Annotated in this window: 13 protein-coding genes; 4 read left to right on the top strand and 9 right to left on the bottom strand. The window is 66.0% G+C overall.

Annotation, left to right across the window (positions count from 1 at the left end; all coding sequences use genetic code 11):
* Positions 1–49: 49 nt before the first annotated feature.
* From LJ655_RS05500 to LJ655_RS05475, 6 genes are all read right to left on the bottom strand, one after another.
* Positions 50–382, bottom strand: coding sequence for a helix-turn-helix domain-containing protein (locus LJ655_RS05500; protein ID WP_230560236.1), 333 nt, complete (start codon positions 380–382; stop codon positions 50–52).
* Positions 379–723, bottom strand: a complete 345-nt coding sequence (locus LJ655_RS05495) for a type II toxin-antitoxin system RelE/ParE family toxin (protein ID WP_230560235.1) — start codon at positions 721–723, stop codon at positions 379–381. The genes LJ655_RS05500 and LJ655_RS05495 overlap by 4 nt, the downstream gene beginning before the upstream one ends.
* A gap of 203 nt (positions 724–926) precedes the next feature.
* Positions 927–2,000 carry a 3-deoxy-7-phosphoheptulonate synthase AroG gene (gene aroG, locus LJ655_RS05490; RefSeq protein ID WP_230560234.1) on the bottom strand — a complete coding sequence of 358 codons (1,074 nt, stop codon included), beginning with the start codon at positions 1,998–2,000 and terminating at the stop codon, positions 927–929.
* A 375-nt stretch (positions 2,001–2,375) separates the two neighbouring features.
* Positions 2,376–3,842: a metalloprotease TldD gene (gene tldD, locus LJ655_RS05485; protein WP_230560233.1), complete on the bottom strand. Its 1,467-nt coding sequence runs from the start codon at positions 3,840–3,842 to the stop codon at positions 2,376–2,378.
* A gap of 87 nt (positions 3,843–3,929) precedes the next feature.
* On the bottom strand, positions 3,930–4,793 hold the full coding sequence (locus tag LJ655_RS05480; RefSeq protein ID WP_230560232.1) for a carbon-nitrogen hydrolase family protein: 864 nt from the start codon (positions 4,791–4,793) through the stop codon (positions 3,930–3,932).
* Positions 4,794–4,995: 202 nt separating this feature from the next.
* On the bottom strand, positions 4,996–9,240 hold the full coding sequence (locus tag LJ655_RS05475) for a YhdP family protein (protein WP_230560231.1): 4,245 nt from the start codon (positions 9,238–9,240) through the stop codon (positions 4,996–4,998).
* A gap of 242 nt (positions 9,241–9,482) precedes the next feature.
* Between LJ655_RS05475 and glnE the strand changes: the two genes are divergently transcribed.
* Positions 9,483–12,311 carry a bifunctional [glutamate--ammonia ligase]-adenylyl-L-tyrosine phosphorylase/[glutamate--ammonia-ligase] adenylyltransferase gene (gene glnE, locus LJ655_RS05470; protein WP_329959680.1) on the top strand — a complete coding sequence of 943 codons (2,829 nt, stop codon included), beginning with the start codon at positions 9,483–9,485 and terminating at the stop codon, positions 12,309–12,311.
* A gap of 106 nt (positions 12,312–12,417) precedes the next feature.
* Here the strand turns inward: glnE and recN are convergent, their stop codons facing one another.
* Together recN and LJ655_RS05460 are read right to left on the bottom strand one after the other, a co-directional pair.
* Positions 12,418–14,085 carry a DNA repair protein RecN gene (recN, locus tag LJ655_RS05465; RefSeq protein WP_230560229.1) on the bottom strand — a complete coding sequence of 556 codons (1,668 nt, stop codon included), beginning with the start codon at positions 14,083–14,085 and terminating at the stop codon, positions 12,418–12,420.
* Between the two features lie 67 nt (positions 14,086–14,152).
* A complete protein-coding gene (locus LJ655_RS05460) occupies positions 14,153–15,055 on the bottom strand; it encodes an NAD kinase (RefSeq protein WP_230560228.1) in 903 nt (300 codons plus the stop codon).
* A 210-nt stretch (positions 15,056–15,265) separates the two neighbouring features.
* Between LJ655_RS05460 and hrcA the strand changes: the two genes are divergently transcribed.
* The 3 genes from hrcA (at position 15,266) to LJ655_RS05445 (ending at position 17,953) form a co-directional block, all read left to right on the top strand.
* Positions 15,266–16,285, top strand: a complete 1,020-nt coding sequence (gene hrcA / locus LJ655_RS05455; RefSeq protein ID WP_230560227.1) for a heat-inducible transcriptional repressor HrcA — start codon at positions 15,266–15,268, stop codon at positions 16,283–16,285.
* 181 nt (positions 16,286–16,466) lie between these two features.
* Positions 16,467–17,537, top strand: coding sequence for a ferrochelatase (gene hemH, locus LJ655_RS05450; RefSeq protein WP_230560276.1), 1,071 nt, complete (start codon positions 16,467–16,469; stop codon positions 17,535–17,537).
* Positions 17,538–17,545: 8 nt separating this feature from the next.
* Complete coding sequence (locus tag LJ655_RS05445) at positions 17,546–17,953, top strand: RNA-binding S4 domain-containing protein (RefSeq protein ID WP_230560226.1); 408 nt, start codon at positions 17,546–17,548, stop codon at positions 17,951–17,953.
* Here LJ655_RS05445 and LJ655_RS05440 read toward each other — a convergent pair.
* Positions 17,925–18,086 (bottom strand): hypothetical protein, encoded by a 162-nt coding sequence (locus tag LJ655_RS05440; protein ID WP_230560225.1) that lies wholly within the window; start codon positions 18,084–18,086, stop codon positions 17,925–17,927. The two genes, LJ655_RS05445 and LJ655_RS05440, sit on opposite strands and share 29 nt — an antisense overlap.
* Positions 18,087–18,356 lie beyond the last annotated feature (270 nt).

Below are 18,356 nucleotides of genomic sequence, written 5' to 3'. Positions count from 1 at the left end.
GAACCCCACGCGCGCATAGAGACGCGCGGAGCTGCGCACGAGCCGACGCTCAACCGACGGCGAGCGTCACCGGCTTGCCGATGCGGCTCAACATTTCGACGAGCGTGTCGATCGTGAACTTACTGGTTTTCTTGTTGACGACGTCGGACACGCGCGGGCGTGACACCATCAGAATTTCGGCCGCCTCCGCCTGCTTCAGATGATGCTGTTCGATCCATGTGGACAGTTCGGTCATCAGCTGCTCCTTGAGCAGCCGTGTGTCATTGATCTGCTTTTGCGATGCAGCGTGAAGGCGCTTCGCTTCCTCGACGGAAAAACCGAGTTCGAGGAACACGTTCGCGCCGGCTCGCGTTACGTGACGAATGTTGGTGTCGATCGTCATGATTCGATGGTCCTGTAGTGGGTGATCGCGCGGTAGCGCGTTTCGGCAATTTTCCTGTCCTGCGGTCCGAGCCTCTGCGTCTTCTTCTGAAAGCAATGCAGCACGTACAGCGCTTCGGCGTATTTGGTCACGTACATCACGCGGAAAATGCCAACTTCGTCCCTGATGCGAATTTCGCGCGTTCCCGCGCCGATGGAGTCGAACGGTTTCCAGTCGTCGGGGTCGAGTCCGGACTGAATCTTGTGAAGCTGAAACCCTGCCAGACGACGTGCTTCATTTGGGAAAGCGAGCAAGTCACGGTAGCTGGAACCTGGCCAGCGAATCTCTTTTTCCTGCTCCATCGCCACCTCGTGTATAAAATCTTATACGCAGTTTCCAACCTGGTCAAGCCGTGCGTGCAACCAGGCAACGAGCTATGACCATACCGAGGCAGCGGGCTGCGTACCATTCATCCGAATGGCCAAAAAAAACCCGACTCGAAATCGAACCGGGTTTTTCCACGGACTGCTGACGAGCCGCCAAAGTGGCGACAGGGCGCGGGTATTCAGTTGCCGCTGCCGCGCGCGATGCGGCGCTGTCTGACCGCTTCGGCGAGGCCTTCGAGCACGGCGACGCTTTCGTCCCAGCCGATGCACGCATCGGTAATGCTCTGGCCGTATGCGAGCTCGCGGCCTTCCTGTAGATCCTGGCGGCCCGCGACGAGGTGCGACTCGACCATCACGCCGACGATCCGCTCGTCACCCGCGGCGATCTGACGGCCGATGTCCGCGCACACCGGAATCTGATTCTCGTGCTTCTTCGAACTGTTCGCATGGCTCGCGTCGATCATCAGACGCGCGGCGAGACCCGCCTTGCCGATGTCGGCGCAGGCCGCGTTGACGCTGTCGGCGTCGTAGTTCGGCGTCTTGCCGCCGCGCAGTATCACGTGGCAGTCCTCATTGCCCGCCGTCGAGACGATCGCCGAGTGGCCGCCCTTCGTGACCGACAGGAAATGATGCGGCTGCGAGGCGGCCTTGATCGCGTCGACGGCGATCTTCACGTTGCCGTCCGTGCCGTTCTTGAAGCCGACCGGGCACGACAGCCCCGACGCCAGTTCGCGGTGCACCTGCGACTCCGTCGTGCGCGCGCCGATCGCACCCCACGAGATCAGATCCGCGATGTACTGCGGGCTGATCATGTCGAGGTACTCGGTACCAGCCGGCAGGCCGAGTTCGTTGATGTGCAGCAGCAGTTCGCGCGCGGTGCGCAAGCCTTCATTGATCTTGAAGCTGTTGTCCATGTGCGGATCGTTGATGAGCCCTTTCCAGCCCACCGTCGTGCGCGGCTTTTCGAAGTACACGCGCATCACGACCTCGAGCTCGCCGGCGAAGCGCTTGCGCTGCTCGATCAGACGGCCCGCATATTCGATCGCGGCCTTCGGATCGTGGATCGAGCACGGGCCGATCACGACGATCAGACGGTCATCCATGCCATGCAGAATGCGATGCATCGCAGTGCGCGAGTCGTAGATCACGTTGGACACCGTCTCGTCGCAGGGAAACTCGCGGATCAGGTGCGCGGGCGGCGTGAGTTCTTTCAATTCGCGGATGCGGACATCGTCGGTATTGTGCGGGGGCATGTGGTTCTCCTGAGTCGGTTCGTAGCGTGTTCGCGCGGGTGGCGACGATCAAAAAATGGTCAACGACAAAATGTCGGATAGGTGTCGAAAAGCGTGAGACGAAAAAAAACCGCCAGGCTGGCTGGCGGTTTTTCGGGAATTCTCGGTGTCCTGCGTGCACTAACACCCCTCTCGATCCGCCAGCGGTCTGAGATACCAAAAAAAGTAAAAATAAAACTTGGCGGACATGGCGAAGTGAAATGCGTCGCTGGTCAAAAAAAGGTGAGTGACTTTATAACCCGCTACAGGCTCGGCTGACAAGCCGGGACATCGAAAAATGCGGAAAACCCGCACGCTTCGCCATTTGTGTGCGCGAAGCGTGCATTTGTCGCGAGATCAGGCCGTGCCGCCGACCGTCATGCGTTCGATGCGCAGCGTCGGCTGACCGACGCCCACCGGCACGCTCTGGCCTTCCTTGCCGCATACGCCGACGCCCGAATCGAGCTTCATGTCGTTGCCGATCATCGTGACGTACTTCAGCGATTCCGGGCCGCTGCCGATCAGCGTCGCGCCCTTGACAGGGTACGTGACCTTGCCGTTCTCGATCATATAAGCCTCGGAAGCCGAGAACACGAACTTGCCGTTCGTGATGTCGACCTGACCGCCGCCGAAGTTGACCGCATACAGGCCCGTCTTCACCGACTCGATAATCTCCTGCGGATCCTTGTCGCCGTTCAGCATGTACGTGTTGGTCATGCGCGGCATCGGCAGCGCCGCGTACGATTCGCGCCGCGCGTTGCCGGTGATCGGCATCTTCATCAGACGCGCGTTCAGCGAATCCTGAATGTAGCCCTTCAGGATGCCGTCCTCGATCAGCGTCGTGCACTGGGTCGGGTTGCCTTCGTCGTCGATATTGAGCGAGCCGCGGCGGTTCGGCAGCGTGCCGTCGTCGACCACGGTGACGCCCTTCGCGGCGACCTGCTCGCCGATGCGTCCCGCGAACGCCGACGATCCCTTGCGGTTGAAGTCGCCTTCGAGCCCGTGGCCGATCGCCTCGTGCAGCAGCACACCGGGCCAGCCCGGGCCGAGCACGACGGTCATCGCGCCAGCCGGCGCCGGACGCGCGTCGAGATTGACGAGTGCGGCGTGCACCGCGTCGTCGACGTAGCGCGACAGCACATCGTCGGTGAAATAGCCGTAGTCGAAGCGGCCGCCGCCGCCGCCGCTGCCGATTTCTCGGCGGCCGTTCTGCTCGGCGATGACCGTGACCGATACGCGCACGAGCGGGCGGATGTCGGCCGCGAAGCCGCCGTCGCTGCGCGCGACGAGCACCACGTCGTATTCGCCGGCGAGGCCGGCCATCACCTGCTGGATGCGCGGGTCACGGCCGCGCGCCATCTGCTCGATGCGCTCGAGCAGCTTGACCTTCGCGGTTGCGTCGAGCGAATGGAGCGGGTCGGACGGCAGGTACAGATCGCGCCCGGCGATGCCGGTCAGCGACGACGCCACCTTGATCTTCTGCTTGCCGCCGCCTGCCTTGGCGATCGCGCGCGTGGCGATGGCCGCCTGGCGGATCGCTTCGGGCGACAGGTCGTCCGAGTAAGCGAACGCGGTGCGGTCGCCCGACACGGCGCGCACGCCGACGCCCTGATCGATGCTGAAGCTGCCAGACTTCACGATGCCCTCCTCGAGACTCCACGCTTCGCTGCGGGTGGCCTGGAAGTAGAGGTCCGCGTAGTCGACGCGGTGCGTGAAGATTTCGGCGAGCGTGCGCGTGAGCAGCGACTCGTCGAGACCATAGGGCGTGAGGAGGATGTCCTTGGCGGCGGCGAGATTACGGATACCGGGTTCGATGATGTTCATGCGAAGTATGTTCTGCTCGATACGGAGAGGTCGGGGAGCGCTTGCGTCGCTATATGCGTGGCAGGCGCCGCAGTTTCAATGTCGGTTTCAGGTCAGCACGCGATGACGCCATGCCGGCAGGCTCTGCCGCACTTCGTCGATGCGCGCGCGATCGAGGTTGCCCGCGACCACGCCGGCGCCCTCGTCGCGCACCGCGACGATCTCGCCCCACGGGTCGATCAGCATGCTGTGGCCCCAGGTGCGGCGGCCATTTTCATGTTTGCCGCCTTGCGCCGCGGCGAGCACGTAGCACTGGTTTTCGATCGCGCGAGTGCGCAGCAACAGCTCCCAATGCGCGCGGCCGGTCGTGTAGGTGAATGCGGATGGCACGACGATCAGCGCGCAATCGCCCAGGCGCCTGTACAACTCGGGAAAGCGCAGATCGTAGCAGACCGACAGGCCGACCCGTCCGAATGGCGCGTCGAAGCCCTGCACGTCGGTGCCGGGGCGGATCGTGCGCGCTTCGTCGAACGCTTCTTCGCCCTTTTCGAAGTTAAACAGGTGGATCTTGTCGTAGCGCGCGGCTTCGTTGCCCTGCGGGTCGAACACGAGCGTCGTGTTCAATACGCGCGATGCCTCGGGCGCGGTCAACGGCATGGTGCCGCCGATCACCCAGATGCGGTGACGGCGCGCGGCGTCGGCGAGAAAGCGCTGGATCGGACCGTCCCGATACGGCTCGCGCACGGCGAGCTTGTCGGTGTCCTTGAAACCCATGAAGCAGAAATATTCGGGCAGCAGCACGAGTTGCGCGCCATCGGCGGCGGCTTCGGCGATCAGGCGCTCCGCATCGGCGAGATTGCGCTCGCGATCCGGCGTGCTGACCATCTGCAGCGCGGCGACCCGGAACGGGCTGCTCAATGGCTCGCCGGATGCCGCGTCGATCGGGGAAGAAGAGGCGTGTGTTTCGCTCATGAGCGTGTCGAAAGGCTCCCGGCAAGGCAGCGGCGCGAAACCTGCGCGCCGCATGCATGGTTCTGGGCTGGCTCGGCCCCGTTGGCGCATTGAGTCGGCGAGGCTGCAGGAGCGGCCGCGAGGTGCGGGACAGCGGCGCCGGCGACGGCGGAGCGGACAGGCGAGATTGCCGGGAGGCGAAACCGCGCGAACCCGGCCAAACTTAGTGCGCTTCCACGGTCGAAGCCGGAACGTCAATCTTACCGCGTTCGGTCGTGACCCGCTCGATGTGCGGTTTCGACCACGAGCCGGTGATCGCGTACTCGCGCGCGAACACCTGCGACACCCCATGCGACAACGCGACATCGGCGACCAGCGCGCCGAGGCCGATCAGCGGATTGATGATCGTCGCGACGATCACCGCGGAGCCGGCGCTGACGGTCGGCACCACGTGCAGGTGCAGGTCCTGGGTCCTCTGGGCGATGTCGACCGAGCCTACCATCTCGGCGCGTGCCGGCGCAGTCACCATCCTGAAGTTGTCGGTGCGGGCGATGCCGTCATGAATCTGCGCGGTCCCGGTCACACTCGAAAACGGCAGGCCTTCGCCGATCACGTCACGGAAATCGAGCGTGGCGATGCGCGCGAGGCTTTGCAGACTCAGCACGCCGAGCAGCGTCGCGACGCCCGGGTCGACCTTGAGGATCTGGCCGTGGCGCAGATCGAGCGCCAGGTTGCCGTTCAGCGTCGAATAGTCGATCGTGGTCGGGCCGCCTTGCCACACGGCCTTGCCGGCAAGCGAGCCGGTGCCGCCCTTGAGCGTCCTCGGCAGACCGAAGCGTTCGAGCATCGCGCCGGCATCCTTGACGTCGAGCTTGAAATCGAACACGGTGCGACGCGGCGTGGTTTCGTCGGCCGACGTGGGCAGCTCGGTCGACGTGCGCCAGTTCGCGGTCGCGGTGAGCGTCGCGGTGGGGTTCGTCACGACGAGCTTGTCGAGCTGCCAGACCGGCACGCCGTTTTCGTCGAAGTTGTGTGCGTCGACCTCGAGCCGGCCGACATTGCGATCGCGCACGATCAGCTCGTTCACGACCAGATCGATCGACGGCATGTTCAGAGCGGGCGCCGACATCGCCGGGCCGAGCAGGTCCCTGTCCTCGACCGACGGAATCACGATCCGCGCGAAGCGCGCCTGCAGCTCGCCCGGAGAATCGGGGGTCGCGCCCGGCAGCCACGATACGTGGCCGGACACCTGGTTCGACGCGATGTTCGCCTGCCACGTGCGGTCCGTGTGCGATGCGCCGACGATCACATTGTCCCAGTGGCGCTTGAGCAGCGTCAGCTTGTCGATGTGCAGCGCGAAACGATTCGGCAGGAATTGCGTGAGCGTCGGATTCGGCGCGGGGGCGGGGGTGGCGGCGGGGGTGGCGGCGCTGCTGGCCGTGTTGCTGCCGTTCGCCCCATTCGCACCGGCCGCGGCCGCGCGCAGCTGCGCGATGAGCGCACGCCAGGCGTCGGCATGGAACTCCTTGACGTCGACGGCGGCGACCACGCCCTCGGACGGCAGGTCGGCGGGGCGGTTCACACCAATCGCGCCGCGCACGACGGTGGGTGGCGTATTGGGCTGCACCCTCGGCTGATAGCGCAGCAGGTACGCGGCGGCGACCGGCCCGAACGTCAGTTCGGCGCGCTCGAGGCCGGCTTCGCCCGGCGCCGTCGCCGGATTGACTGAGAAACGGAGCGGCATCGGCGTGCCGGCCGCCTTCTTGAACGGCGCTGGAAAATCGAGCGCGAGCCCGGTCAGATCGGAGTTGGCGCTGACTTGCGGCAGGCGGCCCTTCACGCCGGTGACGCTCAGCGCATACGGCGCGCTGCCGCTCATATGCGTGAGCACCTGCGTAGCCGGACCACGCAGATTCAGCTCGCGCGCGGCAGCGACAGCGATGTGGCCGTTGAGCGCGAGCGCGTACGTGCCATCCTGGCGAAAGCCGCCGTTCGCGTGCACGTCGCCGCCGAGGAAGCGCCCGGAGAGCCGCTCGGTCTCGGCCGAACGCTCCGTGAAACGCACCCGGCCGGTGAGCTGCGACAGCGGCGGCACGTTGTTCGCGCTCAGGCGGTTGTTCTGGAAGCCGAGCGCGCCTTCGACGCCGATATGCGGCTTCGGCGTGCGCGGGATCGTCAGCTTCAGCGCCAGCGACGCCGACCCTTCGGCACGGATCTTCTCGGTCTGATGCCGCGCCATGATGCCGAGCGAGCTGCCGTTCACGTAGTCGAGCATGTCCGCGAGCGGGCCGCGGCCGTTGCCCTGGATGATCAGGTTCGAGCCTCTCGTGCCGAGATCGTCGATGCGGCCGTTCACGCCGGTCAGCGCGACGCGCTTGTAGCGCCCCCGGTCGATGTCGAAGCGCAGCAGGTTCTGCTTGAGCTCGAACACGCCGTCGATGCCGTCGAGCGGCGGCCACACGTTTGGCGTGCCGTTGCGCATCTTGCGGGGCGGGAACGGCGTTGGATCGAATTTGCCGCCAGTGACGGGCGCGACGATGTGGAAGATCCCGGCGTCGGGGTCGCGCGCGTAGGGGAACTTGGTCAGGTCGCCGTGCACTTCGATCGTGCCGCCACGCGACACGCCAGCCTGCAATCCGTGGCCGAGGTAAATGCGCAGCTTTTCGCTGACCGCTGTGGGCAGATAGCGGGCAATGCGCGTGACCTGCGCGCGCTGGAAGTCGGCCTTCAGGTCGAGCGACCCGCGGCCGTGGCCGGGATTGCTGTAACTCGCGGTCACGGTGGCCTCGACGTCCGGGTTCGATACGCCGAAATCGTTGAGCTTGACCGCGAACGCCGGACGCGTGTCGCCCGGCGCCTTCGCACCCATCGTCCAGTCGGCGCGGCCGTGCAGATGGGCGAACGTGAGGCGCGGATCGTCGAACACGCCTGGCAGCGTGATCGCAACGTCGGACGTGTCGAGGTTCGCGCGGCCGCCTTTTTCGTCGGCGTCGACATTGCCCCACAGGTTTTCGATGCCGGGGACGCCGGCGCGCGGGTGTCCGCGCGGCGTGAGGCCCGGCCCCGGTTCCTGGGCGGCGAAGCTGATGCCCTGCAGATCGCCCTTGAAGCGATAACGCTCGATCGGCTCCGAACCCGCCGGCCGCCGGTCGCCGCCGAACTCGCCGGATTCCGGCTTGCTGCGCTCGACCTCGATGACATAGTTCGCGACGAGCCCGCGCGGATTGATACGCACGAGTTCATTCAACAGGCGCCGCGGCAGCGGCAGCGCGCGGCTGAATTCGGCGAGGATCCCGAGATCGACGCGATCGCCGCTGACTCTCAAAAGCTGCCCATGCTGGAGCGATGCGGTTCGGTAGCGGCCGTCGAGGGTCTCGAAGTGCAGGATGCGCGTGAGCGGGGTGCCGTCTTCGAGCGGCGGCTGGCCGAGCTCGGCTCTCAGGTCCGACAGCTGCAGCGTGTAGTCGCCTTCGCCTGCTCCTACGCGCCATCGAAAATGGGCGACCGGCAGGAGCAGCTTCGGCTGGGTCGGGTGCACGCGCAGCGCGACGTCGTTGCCGTCCAGCTGGCCGGTCGCCTCGGTCATGCGGCCTTCGCGGAAGTCGATCCAGATTGCATTGTCGACGCGGCCGGCGAACGTCTCGATCGGGAATGCGACGTAGCGCGCGAGCGTTGGCAGATCGACCGGGCCCGTCGAGACGTACGCCTGGCCGTTCCAGTTGATCGGTTTGCCGATTGCGGAGAGCAGGGCGTGACGGAAGTGCATGCGGAAATCGATCGGGCCTTTCAGCACCTGGCCGTCGGGCGGCGCCTGCAGCGCCATGCGGTGGTCGTAGCCGTCATTGAGGATCGCGATGCGGATGTCGCGCAGCGCGAGTTCGGGCTCCTTGCGAGTCGCGTCGCGCCAGCGCAGCACCCCGCCGCGCACCACGATCGCCTGCTGGCGCAGCAGCCAGGTGGTCAGTATGGCGTTGCCGCTGTGGCGCGTCGGCACCGGCACGCCCGCGACTGACAGCACGCCGTCCTCGCTGCGCGACACCAGCACGTCCGGCTGATCGACGATCAGACTCGACAGCGCAGGATGAAACAGCCATAGCGAGCGCCAGGACATCGTCGCCGTGGCGTGCGGAATCGTCAGCGCGGGTCGGCCGTCGTGGTCGCGGATGACGAGGTTCGTAACGTCGAGCCCCGGCTGGAAGCCGCTCCAGTGCGGCGCGAGGCGGCCGATCGTGAATTGGGCGTTCAGGGCGTCGGAGACGGCGGCTTCGATGCGCGGCCGGAAGAGATCGGCGCGCGGCAGCACCACGTAGCGCAAGCCGAGGAACAGTCCGGTCGCGATGAAATAGAGGACGAGTGCGAGCGTGGCGAGCACGCGCAACGTCCGACGCAGCACAATGTGGTCGCTTCCGCGCAGATGCCGGACCTGCGATGGGTCTTGCGGGTCGGCGGATTCGTTTCGCTCGGACATGCTGCGGCGGCTGGGCGTATGGTAGTTTTGCGAGTTAACGACGAAATGTAACACACGGCAAAGCGTCGGCGGGCCTCCTGCAAACCCTGTCCGCACGCTGCCTCGCGGACCGCGAGGGGCCTTGCGCGAAGGCATCCGGGGCGGACTTCGGCGCGCTTGTCGCCGTGTGCCGATGACTCAACAGAACGCTACGACGACGACTTCGTGACGACATCCGGACACCGTCTAAAACCGCCGCGCAAATACAATCATGCAACGAGCGAGCCAGATTTTCGATGACTGACGCCATTCTCCTCAGTTCCAGCTATTCGCACTACGCCGCGCGTGCTGCCGCGGCCCGCCCGCAACTCGTCGCGCGTGTCAGCGCGCTTGCCGACGAGCCGCTGACGCGCGAGCGCATCGACGCGCGTCTCGATGCATTGTGTGCCGAGGCGGCGGGGCCAGCCGGTGCTCCGCTCAACGAAGACGCGCTGAAGCGCGCGCTGCGCCAGCTACGCACCGAAGTGTTCTGCGCGGTGATGGAGCGCGATCTGGCCGGCGAGGCCGATATCGCCGAAGTCACCGGCGCGATGACCGATCTCGCGGAAGCGACGATCCAGCGCGCGCTGGCGGTGCTGAGCGCCGAGCTCGAGGCGCTGTACGGCGAGCCGCGCGGCACGCAGGGCGAACGGCTCTCGCTCGGCGTGGTCGGTATGGGCAAGCTCGGTGGGCGCGAGCTGAACGTATCGTCGGACATCGACCTGATCTTCGTTTATGAGGACGACGGCGAGACCGCCGGCGGCCAACGCTCGCCGATCGCGACCCAGGAGTTCTTCACGCGTCTCGGCAAGCGGCTGATCGGCGCGCTCGCCGAAGTCACCGCCGACGGCTATGTATTTCGCGTCGACATGCGTCTGCGGCCGAACGGCGATTCGGGGCCGCTCGTGTGCAGCCTCGGCATGCTCGAAGAATATTTCTACGTGCAGGGGCGGGAGTGGGAGCGCTACGCGTGGATCAAGGGGCGGCTCGTATCCGAGGGGGCGAGCGCCGCGGCGCAGCGGCTGCACAAGCAGCTCGACGCGATCGTCACGCCGTTCGTCTATCGACGCTATCTCGACTTCGGCGTGATCAGCGCGATTCGCGCGCTGCATCTGCAGATTCGCCAGGAGGCGCAGCGCCGCGCCTCGATGCGCCCCGACAAGGCCGACGACATCAAGCTCGGCCGCGGCGGTATCCGCGAAATCGAATTCAGCGCGCAGGTGTTCCAGCTGATCCGCGGCGGCCAGGACGCCGGCTTTCGCGTGCGGCCGACGCTCGCGGTACTGCGCCACGCGGCGACTCACGGGCTGATGGACTCGTCGGTCTGCCTGAAGCTGTCGCAGGCGTACCGCTTTCTGCGCGAGCTCGAGCATCGTCTGCAATACCGCAACGACGCGCAGACCCACGCGATGCCCGTCGATGACGAAGACCGCGTGGCGCTCGCGCGCACGATGGGTTGCGACGACTATTCACAATTGATGACGAAGCTCGACGCGCATCGCGAGTTCGTCGAACAGCAGTTCGACCAGATTTTCGCCGACAAGGTGGGCGGTCGCGACGGTTGCGCCGCGCCCGAAGACGGCGCGGCCGCATGGGTGTGGAGCAGTGCGCTGGCCGACGACAGCGCCGAGGACGCGCTGCGCGAGCGCCTCGTCGAACTGGGGGTGGCCGAGCCCGGCGCGCTGCTCGCGCGGCTGCAGGCGGTGTGGCGCTCGTCGCGCTACGCGGGCCTGAACGAGCGCAGCCGGCAGCGTTTCGATATCGTCGCGCAGCGCGCGCTCGAAGCCGCGCGCACGCTGGAGCCGGCCGGGCGCCGCGGCGATACCGTCGCGCGCTTTTTCGATCTGCTCGAGACGGTGAGCCGGCGCGGCGCGTATCTGGCGCTGCTCACCGAGTATCCGCAGGCGCTCCACCAGGTGCTGTCGGTGCTGGGCGGCTCGCGCTGGGCGGCCGGCTATCTGATCCGCCATCCGCAACTGCTCGACGAGCTGCTCGACGGCGAGGCGATCAACAGTCCGTTCGACTGGCCCGAATTCAAGCGTACGCTGCGCCGGCGGCTCGCGGCCGCCGACGGCGTCGAGCAGCAGATGGATCTGTTGCGCCACGCTCATCAGGCCGAGGTGTTTCGCATTCTGCTCATCGATCTGGCCGGCAAGCTCTCCGTCGAGCACGTCAGCGACCAGCTGTCCGCGCTGGCCGACGCGGTGCTCGACGTGACGCTCGAAGCCGTGTGGAAGCAACTGCCCAAACGTCACCGCGACGCGCCGCGCTTCGCGGTGATCGCCTACGGCAAGCTGGGCGGCAAGGAGCTCGGCTACGCGTCGGACCTCGATCTGATCTTCCTGTACGACGATCCCGACGATGCCGCGGCCGACGTCTACGCCACCTATACGCGGCGCCTAATCACGTGGCTCACGACCGCGACCGGCGCCGGCACGCTGTTCGACGTCGATCTGCGGCTGCGGCCGAATGGCGAGTCGGGCCTGCTCGTCACCGATCTCGACGCGTTTCGCCGCTACCAGCTGCGCGAGGGCGACGCGGCGAACACCGCGTGGGTGTGGGAGCACCAGGCGCTGACGCGTGCACGCTACTGCGCGGGCGATACGGAGATCGGCGCGAAGTTCGAGGCAATCCGCGAACAGGTGCTGACGACGCCGCGCGAAGCGCCGCCGCTCGCGAAGGAGATCGTCGAGATGCGCGCGCGTGTCGAGGCGGGACACCCGAACCATACGCCGGCGCTGTTCGACCTCAAGCACGACCGCGGCGGAATGGTCGATATCGAGTTCACCGTGCAGTACTGGGTGCTGCTGCATGCGGCGCGCGATCCCGAGCTGATTCGCAATACCGGCAATATCGCGCTGCTGCGCGAGGTGTCGCGTTTCGGGCTGATGAGCGAGGTGGAAGCGGAGACGGTCGGCGCCGCGTATCGGCGGTATCGCAAGCTGCAGCACACGCTGCGGCTCGACGGGATGGAGAAGGCGCGGGTCGATCCCGCGCTGGTCGCGACCGAACGCGAAGCGGTGCTGGCGTTGTGGAAGAGGGTGTTCGGGTGACGTTGCTGACGCGCCTTGCGTAGCGCGTCACGCGTGGCCGGGATGGGTGTGACGTCCCGGCCACGCCGGCCCAGGCCATATGTCGTGGCCTGCACGCGGCGCAAGCTCAGGCGGTCAGCATTTCCTTTGCGTGCTTGCGCGTGGTCGCGGTGATTTCGAGGCCGCCGAGCATGCGTGCGACTTCCTCGATGCGGCTCGCCTTGTCGAGCGAGGTCACGCTGCTGAGCGTGCCGCCCTTGCCGTCGCCGGTCTTTGCGACCTGGAAATGATGATCGCCGCGCGCGGCGACCTGCGGCAGATGGGTCACGCACAACACCTGGCGCGCCTCGCCGAGCTGTTGCAGCAGCCGCCCGACCACTTCGGCCACGGCGCCACCGATACCGGTGTCCACTTCGTCGAAGATCAGCGTCGGTGTCGGGCTGGCCGTGCTCGCGATCACCGCGAGCGCAAGACTGATACGCGCCAGCTCGCCGCCGGACGCAACTTTCGCGAGCGGCCGCAGCGGCACGCCGGCGTGACCGGCAACGCGAAACTCGATCTGCTCGAGCCCATGCGCGCCGCCTTCGGGCAGCGGCACCAGCGCGACTTCGAAGCTGCCGCCTTTCATCGACAGTTCCTGCATGCCGGTCGTGACCGCCTCGCCGAGCGCCTTGCCCGCTTTCGCTCGCGCCTTCGACAGCTTTTTCGCCTCCGCGACGAACGCTTCCTTCGCTTGCGCCTCGGCGGCGCGCAGGCCGTCGAGGTCGGCGGCCGCGTCGAGCGCGGCCAATTGCTTGCGGCGCGCTTCGTGTTCTTCGGGGAGCGTCTCGGGTTGCAAGCGGAATTTGCGCGCGGCCGAGTGCAGCGCGTCGAGGCGCTTTTCGACTTGCGCGAGCCGCTCGGGATCGAGCTCGAGCTTCTGCGCGTAATGGCTCAGCGAATACGCCGCTTCCTGCAACTGGATTTCCGCCGGTTCGAGCGCGGCGAGCACGTCGTTCAGGGCCGGGTCGATCTCCGCGAGGTCGCGCACCTTCGTCACGATCGAGCCGAGATGCGTGATCATCGCGTCGTCCGATTCCGACAGCGCACCGAGCGCGCCCTGCACGCCGTCGATCAGATTCGCCGAATGCGACAGCCGCCGATGCTCGGTGTTCACTTCTTCCCATTCGCCCGGTTGCGGCGCGAGCTTGTCGAGCTCGGCGAGCTGCCACGCGAGTCGCTCGCGCTCGAGTTGCAGCTCGCGATCGCGCGTCTGCGCGTGCTCGACCGCTTGCGCCTTGTCGCGCCACGTGCGCCATGCGCGCGTGACCGCGGCGGCCATCTCGGACAGGCCCGCATGCGTGTCGAACAGCTCGCGCTGCGCGTCCGGGCGCATCAGCAACTGGTGCGCGTGCTGGCCGTGAATGTCCACCAGCATTTCGCCGACCTCGCGCAACTGCGCGAGCGTGGCCGCCGTACCGTTGATGAATGCGCGCGAGCGGCCGCTCGCGTCAACCACTCGCCGCAGCATCACCGTACCGCCGTGCTGGCCGTCGTCGGCTGCGCCGAGCGCCTGCGCGTCGAGCCATTGATCGACGAGCGCGTGCGTCTCGAACTCCGCGGTGATGTCGGCACGGCTCTGGCCGGTGCGCACGACGCTTGCCTCGGCGCGCGCGCCGAGCGCGAGTGCGAGCGCGTCGATCAGAATCGACTTGCCGGCGCCGGTTTCGCCCGAGAAAACGGTAAAGCCGCTGTCGAATTCGAGATCGAGCGCGGCGACGATGACGAAGTCGCGTATCGAGAGGTGGCGAAGCATGGAGGTCGTCGGGTGAGCTTGGGATTCGGGTCACGGCCGCGGCGGCGCGCGCGCTTGAACGCGCCGCTCAGGGCCTCGGGTCTTCTTCGTGCGACGGGTACTCGTGCCAGTGCAGCTTCTTGCGCAGCGTCGCGTAATAGCTGTAGCCGACAGGATGCAGAATCGGCACCGTGTGACGCGAGCGGCGAACTTCGATCGTGTCGCCGAGCTCCAGCGACGTGAATGACTGCATGTCGAAATTAACGTTGACTTCGCGCCCGGAGACGATCTGGATGCTGACCTTCGATTCGTCCGGCAGCACGATCGGCCGGTTCGACAATGCGTGCGGCGCAATCGGCACGAGCACGATGCCCTGCAGTTGCGGATGCAGGATCGGCCCCTGCGACGACAGCGAGTACGCGGTCGAGCCGGTCGGCGTCGCGACGATCAGGCCGTCCGAGCGCTGGTTGTACATGAAGCGTCCGTCGACCGACACGCGCAGTTCCGCCATGCCCGAGAAGCCGCTACGGTTGACCACCACGTCGTTGAACGCGAGCGCGTGATAGATCGGCGTGCCATCGCGCACGATGCGCGCTTCCAGCAGCATGCGCTCCTCGCGCTCGAAATTGCCGGACAGCATCTGCGGCACGGTCTCGCGCATGTCGGAAATCGGAATGTCGGTGATGAAGCCGAGCCTCCCGTGATTGATGCCGATCAAGGGCGTGCGATACGGCGCGAGCTGGCGACCGATGCCAAGCATCGTGCCGTCGCCGCCGAGCACCACGGCGACGTCGGCGCGCGCGCCGATCTCACCGGGAGGCAGCGTCGGGTAGTCGGTCACACCGATTTCGGCAGCGGTGTCGGCTTCGAACACGACTTCGAGGCCGAGCTTCGCAATGCACGCGGCGAGTTCGGTGAGCGGCTCGCCGATGCCTGGCGTATTGCTGCGCCCCACGAGCGCGACGGTCTTGAACTGGCTGGTCACTTGCATGCCGGCATTACACCATAGCTGGGGCCTGAAAAGAATCGCAGACCAACCCGGTAGTGGTTTGCCGCACACGCGGCGTCTGCGTAGGTTGCGATTATCGTTAGAATGGTGAAGACCTGATGACATGCGAGCCTGCCGACGGCCACGCATTTGGCGGGAGCGGGCGCCGCGGGCGCTCGCGGCTGCGGTGCCATTGAGCTAAAATTTTTCGTCATGCTAGATCCTCGCGCACAAACCCTCCTCAAAACGCTGATCGAGCGCTACATCGCCGAAGGTCAGCCGGTCGGCTCGCGCACGCTGTCGCGTTATTCGGGCCTCGAACTGAGTCCGGCCACGATTCGCAACGTGATGTCCGACCTCGAGGATCTGGGGCTCGTGATCAGTCCGCATACTTCGGCGGGGCGCATTCCGACGCCGCGCGGCTACCGTCTGTTCGTCGACACGATGTTGACGGTCGAATCCGCCGCCGACGAGGAAGCGGTGATGCGCACCGTCAAGACCACGCTGCAGGCGGGCGAGCCGCAGAAGATCGTCGCCGCGGCGGCGAGCGTGCTGTCCAACCTCTCGCAGTTCGCCGGCGTGGTGCTTACGCCGCGCCGCAGCCACGTGTTCAAGCAGATCGAATTCATGCGCCTGTCCGACAAGCGCATTCTGCTGATCATCGTGACGCCCGAAGGCGACGTGCAAAACCGCATCCTCGCTACCCAGCGCGACTTTTCGCCGTCGCAGCTCGTGGAAGCCTCCAATTACATCAACGCGCACTTCGCGGGCCTGTCGTTCGACGAAGTGCGCCGCCGCCTGCGCGAGGAAATCGACGAACTGCGCGGCGACATGACCTCGCTCATGCACGCGGCCGTCACCGCGAGCACCGACGATTCCGACACCGGCGAGACCGTGCTGATCTCGGGCGAGCGCAATCTGCTCGAAGTCGCCGACCTTTCGTCGGACATGGCGCGCCTGCGCAAGCTGTTCGATGTGTTCGACCAGAAGACCAGCCTCCTTCAGTTGCTCGACGTGTCGAGTCATGCGGCGGGGGTGCAGATTTTCATCGGCGGCGAATCGACTCTGGTGCCGATCGAGGAAATGAGCGTCGTCACCGCGCCGTACGAGGTGAACGGAAAGATCGTCGGCACGCTCGGCGTGATTGGGCCGACCCGCATGGCCTACAGCCGCGTGATCCCGATCGTCGACATCACGGCGCGGCTGCTGTCCATGACGCTGAGTCAGCAGTAGTCCTCGCGCCGCGCGCGGCTGCCGTCTTCGCAGCCCCGTGCCGGCCATCATGCGCGAACGCGCGGCGTCTGCCAATCGTCCGAATGGCCATGGGTGTCTGGCGGGGCCGGGCGGAACCCGCGCCGCTATAATGAATCTCCATTGAATCGACTCGCCGCATGAAGCGGTGATTCTGCTGCCTATGCGTTTCGACCTCGAGCGGCCTTCACAGAACGCCACGTCGCATCGCGTCGCCGTGTTGCTGATCAATCTCGGCACGCCCGACGCGCCGACGCCGCGCGCGGTGCGCCGCTATCTCGCACAGTTCCTCTCCGACCCGCGCGTGGTCGAAATTCCCGCGTTGCTGTGGCAGCTCATTCTGCGTCTGCTGATTCTGCCGTTTCGTGGCCGCAGCTCCGCCAGGAAGTACGCGGCGGTGTGGACGCCCGAGGGCTCGCCGCTGCGCGTGCATACCGAGAAGCAGCTGGAGGGCTTGCGTCATCTGCTGCAACTGAACGACTACACCGTGCTGGTCGATTACGCGATGCGCTACGGCACGCCCGGCATTCCGGCCATGCTCAACCAGCTGAAGCTCGCCGGCGCCGAACGCGTATTGCTGATGCCGATGTATCCGCAGTATTCGTCGTCGACTACCGCGACTGCGTTCGATGAAGCCTTTGGCGCGCTCAAACGCATGCGCAACCAGCCGGAAATCCGCACGGTGCGCCAGTACGCCGATCACCCGGCGTATATCGCGGCGCTCGCCGCGCAGGTGCATCACTATTGGCATCAGCACGGCCGCCCGGACTTCGCTGCGGGCGACAAGCTCGTGCTGAGCTTTCACGGCGTACCGAAGCGCACGCTCGACCTGGGCGACCCGTACCACGAACAATGCCAGCAGACCGCCGCGCTGCTGATGCAGGCGCTCGGGTTGTCGCCGGTGGAATGCCGCATCACGTTCCAGTCGCGCTTCGGCAAGGCCGAGTGGCTGCAGCCCTACACGGCACCGACGTTGAAGGAACTCGGCGCGGCAGGCGTGCGACGTGCCGACGTGTTCTGCCCAGGCTTCACCGCCGACTGCCTCGAGACGATCGAGGAAATCGGCATGGAAGTGCGCGACGAATTTTTGCGGGCGGGCGGCAAGGAGTTTCACCGGATCGCCTGTCTGAACGCGGCGCAGCCGTGGGTTGCCGCGCTCGGCGAAATCGTTGCGCAGCATCTGCAGGGATGGCCGGTGCAGGCGGTACCCGTGCCGCACACCACAGGAGCTTGAGTACGCAGATGAACTATCGCATTTCAACCGAACCGGGCGCCAGGCTGCGCATAGACAAATGGCTGTGGGCAGCGCGCTTTTTCAAGACGCGCTCGCTGGCTGCGGACGCGGTCGAGAAGGGGCGTGTGCGCATCGCCGGTGTGGCTGTGAAACCGGCGAAGGACGTGCGTGTCGGAGATCTGGTCGAAATCGAGATCGAGCGGTTCGTGTGGCAGGTCGAAGTGCTGGGCGTGTGCGACGTGCGCGGCCCAGCGAGCGTGGCTCAGACGCTTTATGCAGAAACCGCGGAGAGCAGGGCGAAGCGGCAGGTCGAGCAGGAGCGGCGCAGGGTGTACCACGAGCCGGCTGCCGCGCTGCACGGGCGGCCGACCAAACGCGACCGGCGCACTATCGACAGATTTTCAGGTGGGGATTGAGGAACTGCTCCATCGTGGCTCTCGCGCCGCCATACTCGGTGGTGTGGTCGTTGACCGCACCGGACATGCAGATGGTCGTGGTGCCCCCGATCAGTACCAATGCGACCACCCCGATTGCAAAGGTCAGTTTCACGGTACTCCCCTTGGGAAGATGGTGGGCTGAAGCAGCGATCGGAACAACTGTAGGGCTTCGGTAAGCCCTTGCGTCAAATTAGGGTTAACGTGGCATTTCTGCTGTATGACTGGAGAATAGGCCAGTTGCGGGCCGCACTCAATGTCTATCTGATCGCGCCACGATAATGGTCGTTACGGCGCATTTCGCCTGCCCGAAGGTGCTGCGAAAAAACCGCCGGAGCCGCTTGAAACGGTCCATTCAGGCCCCATCTGCGGTCCGGACTGGCGG

Source organism: Paraburkholderia translucens (assembly GCF_020881035.1).
GTDB classification, from domain to species: Bacteria; Pseudomonadota; Gammaproteobacteria; order Burkholderiales; family Burkholderiaceae; genus Paraburkholderia; species Paraburkholderia translucens.
Note: the sequence above shows the minus strand (reverse complement) of the source record. Positions and strands in the feature narration are given on the sequence as shown.

Excerpts from the sequence above, each read along its gene's own strand:
- LJ655_RS05500 (WP_230560236.1), bottom strand. The coding sequence starts at position 382 with ATGACGATCGACACCAACATTCGTCACGTAACGCGAGCCGGCGCGAAC.
- LJ655_RS05495 (WP_230560235.1), bottom strand. The coding sequence starts at position 723 with ATGGAGCAGGAAAAAGAGATTCGCTGGCCAGGTTCCAGCTACCGTGAC.
- aroG (WP_230560234.1), bottom strand. The coding sequence starts at position 2,000 with ATGCCCCCGCACAATACCGACGATGTCCGCATCCGCGAATTGAAAGAA.
- tldD (WP_230560233.1), bottom strand. The coding sequence starts at position 3,842 with ATGAACATCATCGAACCCGGTATCCGTAATCTCGCCGCCGCCAAGGAC.
- LJ655_RS05480 (WP_230560232.1), bottom strand. The coding sequence starts at position 4,793 with ATGAGCGAAACACACGCCTCTTCTTCCCCGATCGACGCGGCATCCGGC.
- LJ655_RS05475 (WP_230560231.1), bottom strand. The coding sequence starts at position 9,240 with ATGTCCGAGCGAAACGAATCCGCCGACCCGCAAGACCCATCGCAGGTC.
- recN (WP_230560229.1), bottom strand. The coding sequence starts at position 14,085 with ATGCTTCGCCACCTCTCGATACGCGACTTCGTCATCGTCGCCGCGCTC.
- LJ655_RS05460 (WP_230560228.1), bottom strand. The coding sequence starts at position 15,055 with ATGCAAGTGACCAGCCAGTTCAAGACCGTCGCGCTCGTGGGGCGCAGC.
- hrcA (WP_230560227.1), top strand. The coding sequence starts at position 15,266 with ATGCTAGATCCTCGCGCACAAACCCTCCTCAAAACGCTGATCGAGCGC.
- hemH (WP_230560276.1), top strand. The coding sequence starts at position 16,467 with ATGCGTTTCGACCTCGAGCGGCCTTCACAGAACGCCACGTCGCATCGC.
- LJ655_RS05445 (WP_230560226.1), top strand. The coding sequence starts at position 17,546 with ATGAACTATCGCATTTCAACCGAACCGGGCGCCAGGCTGCGCATAGAC.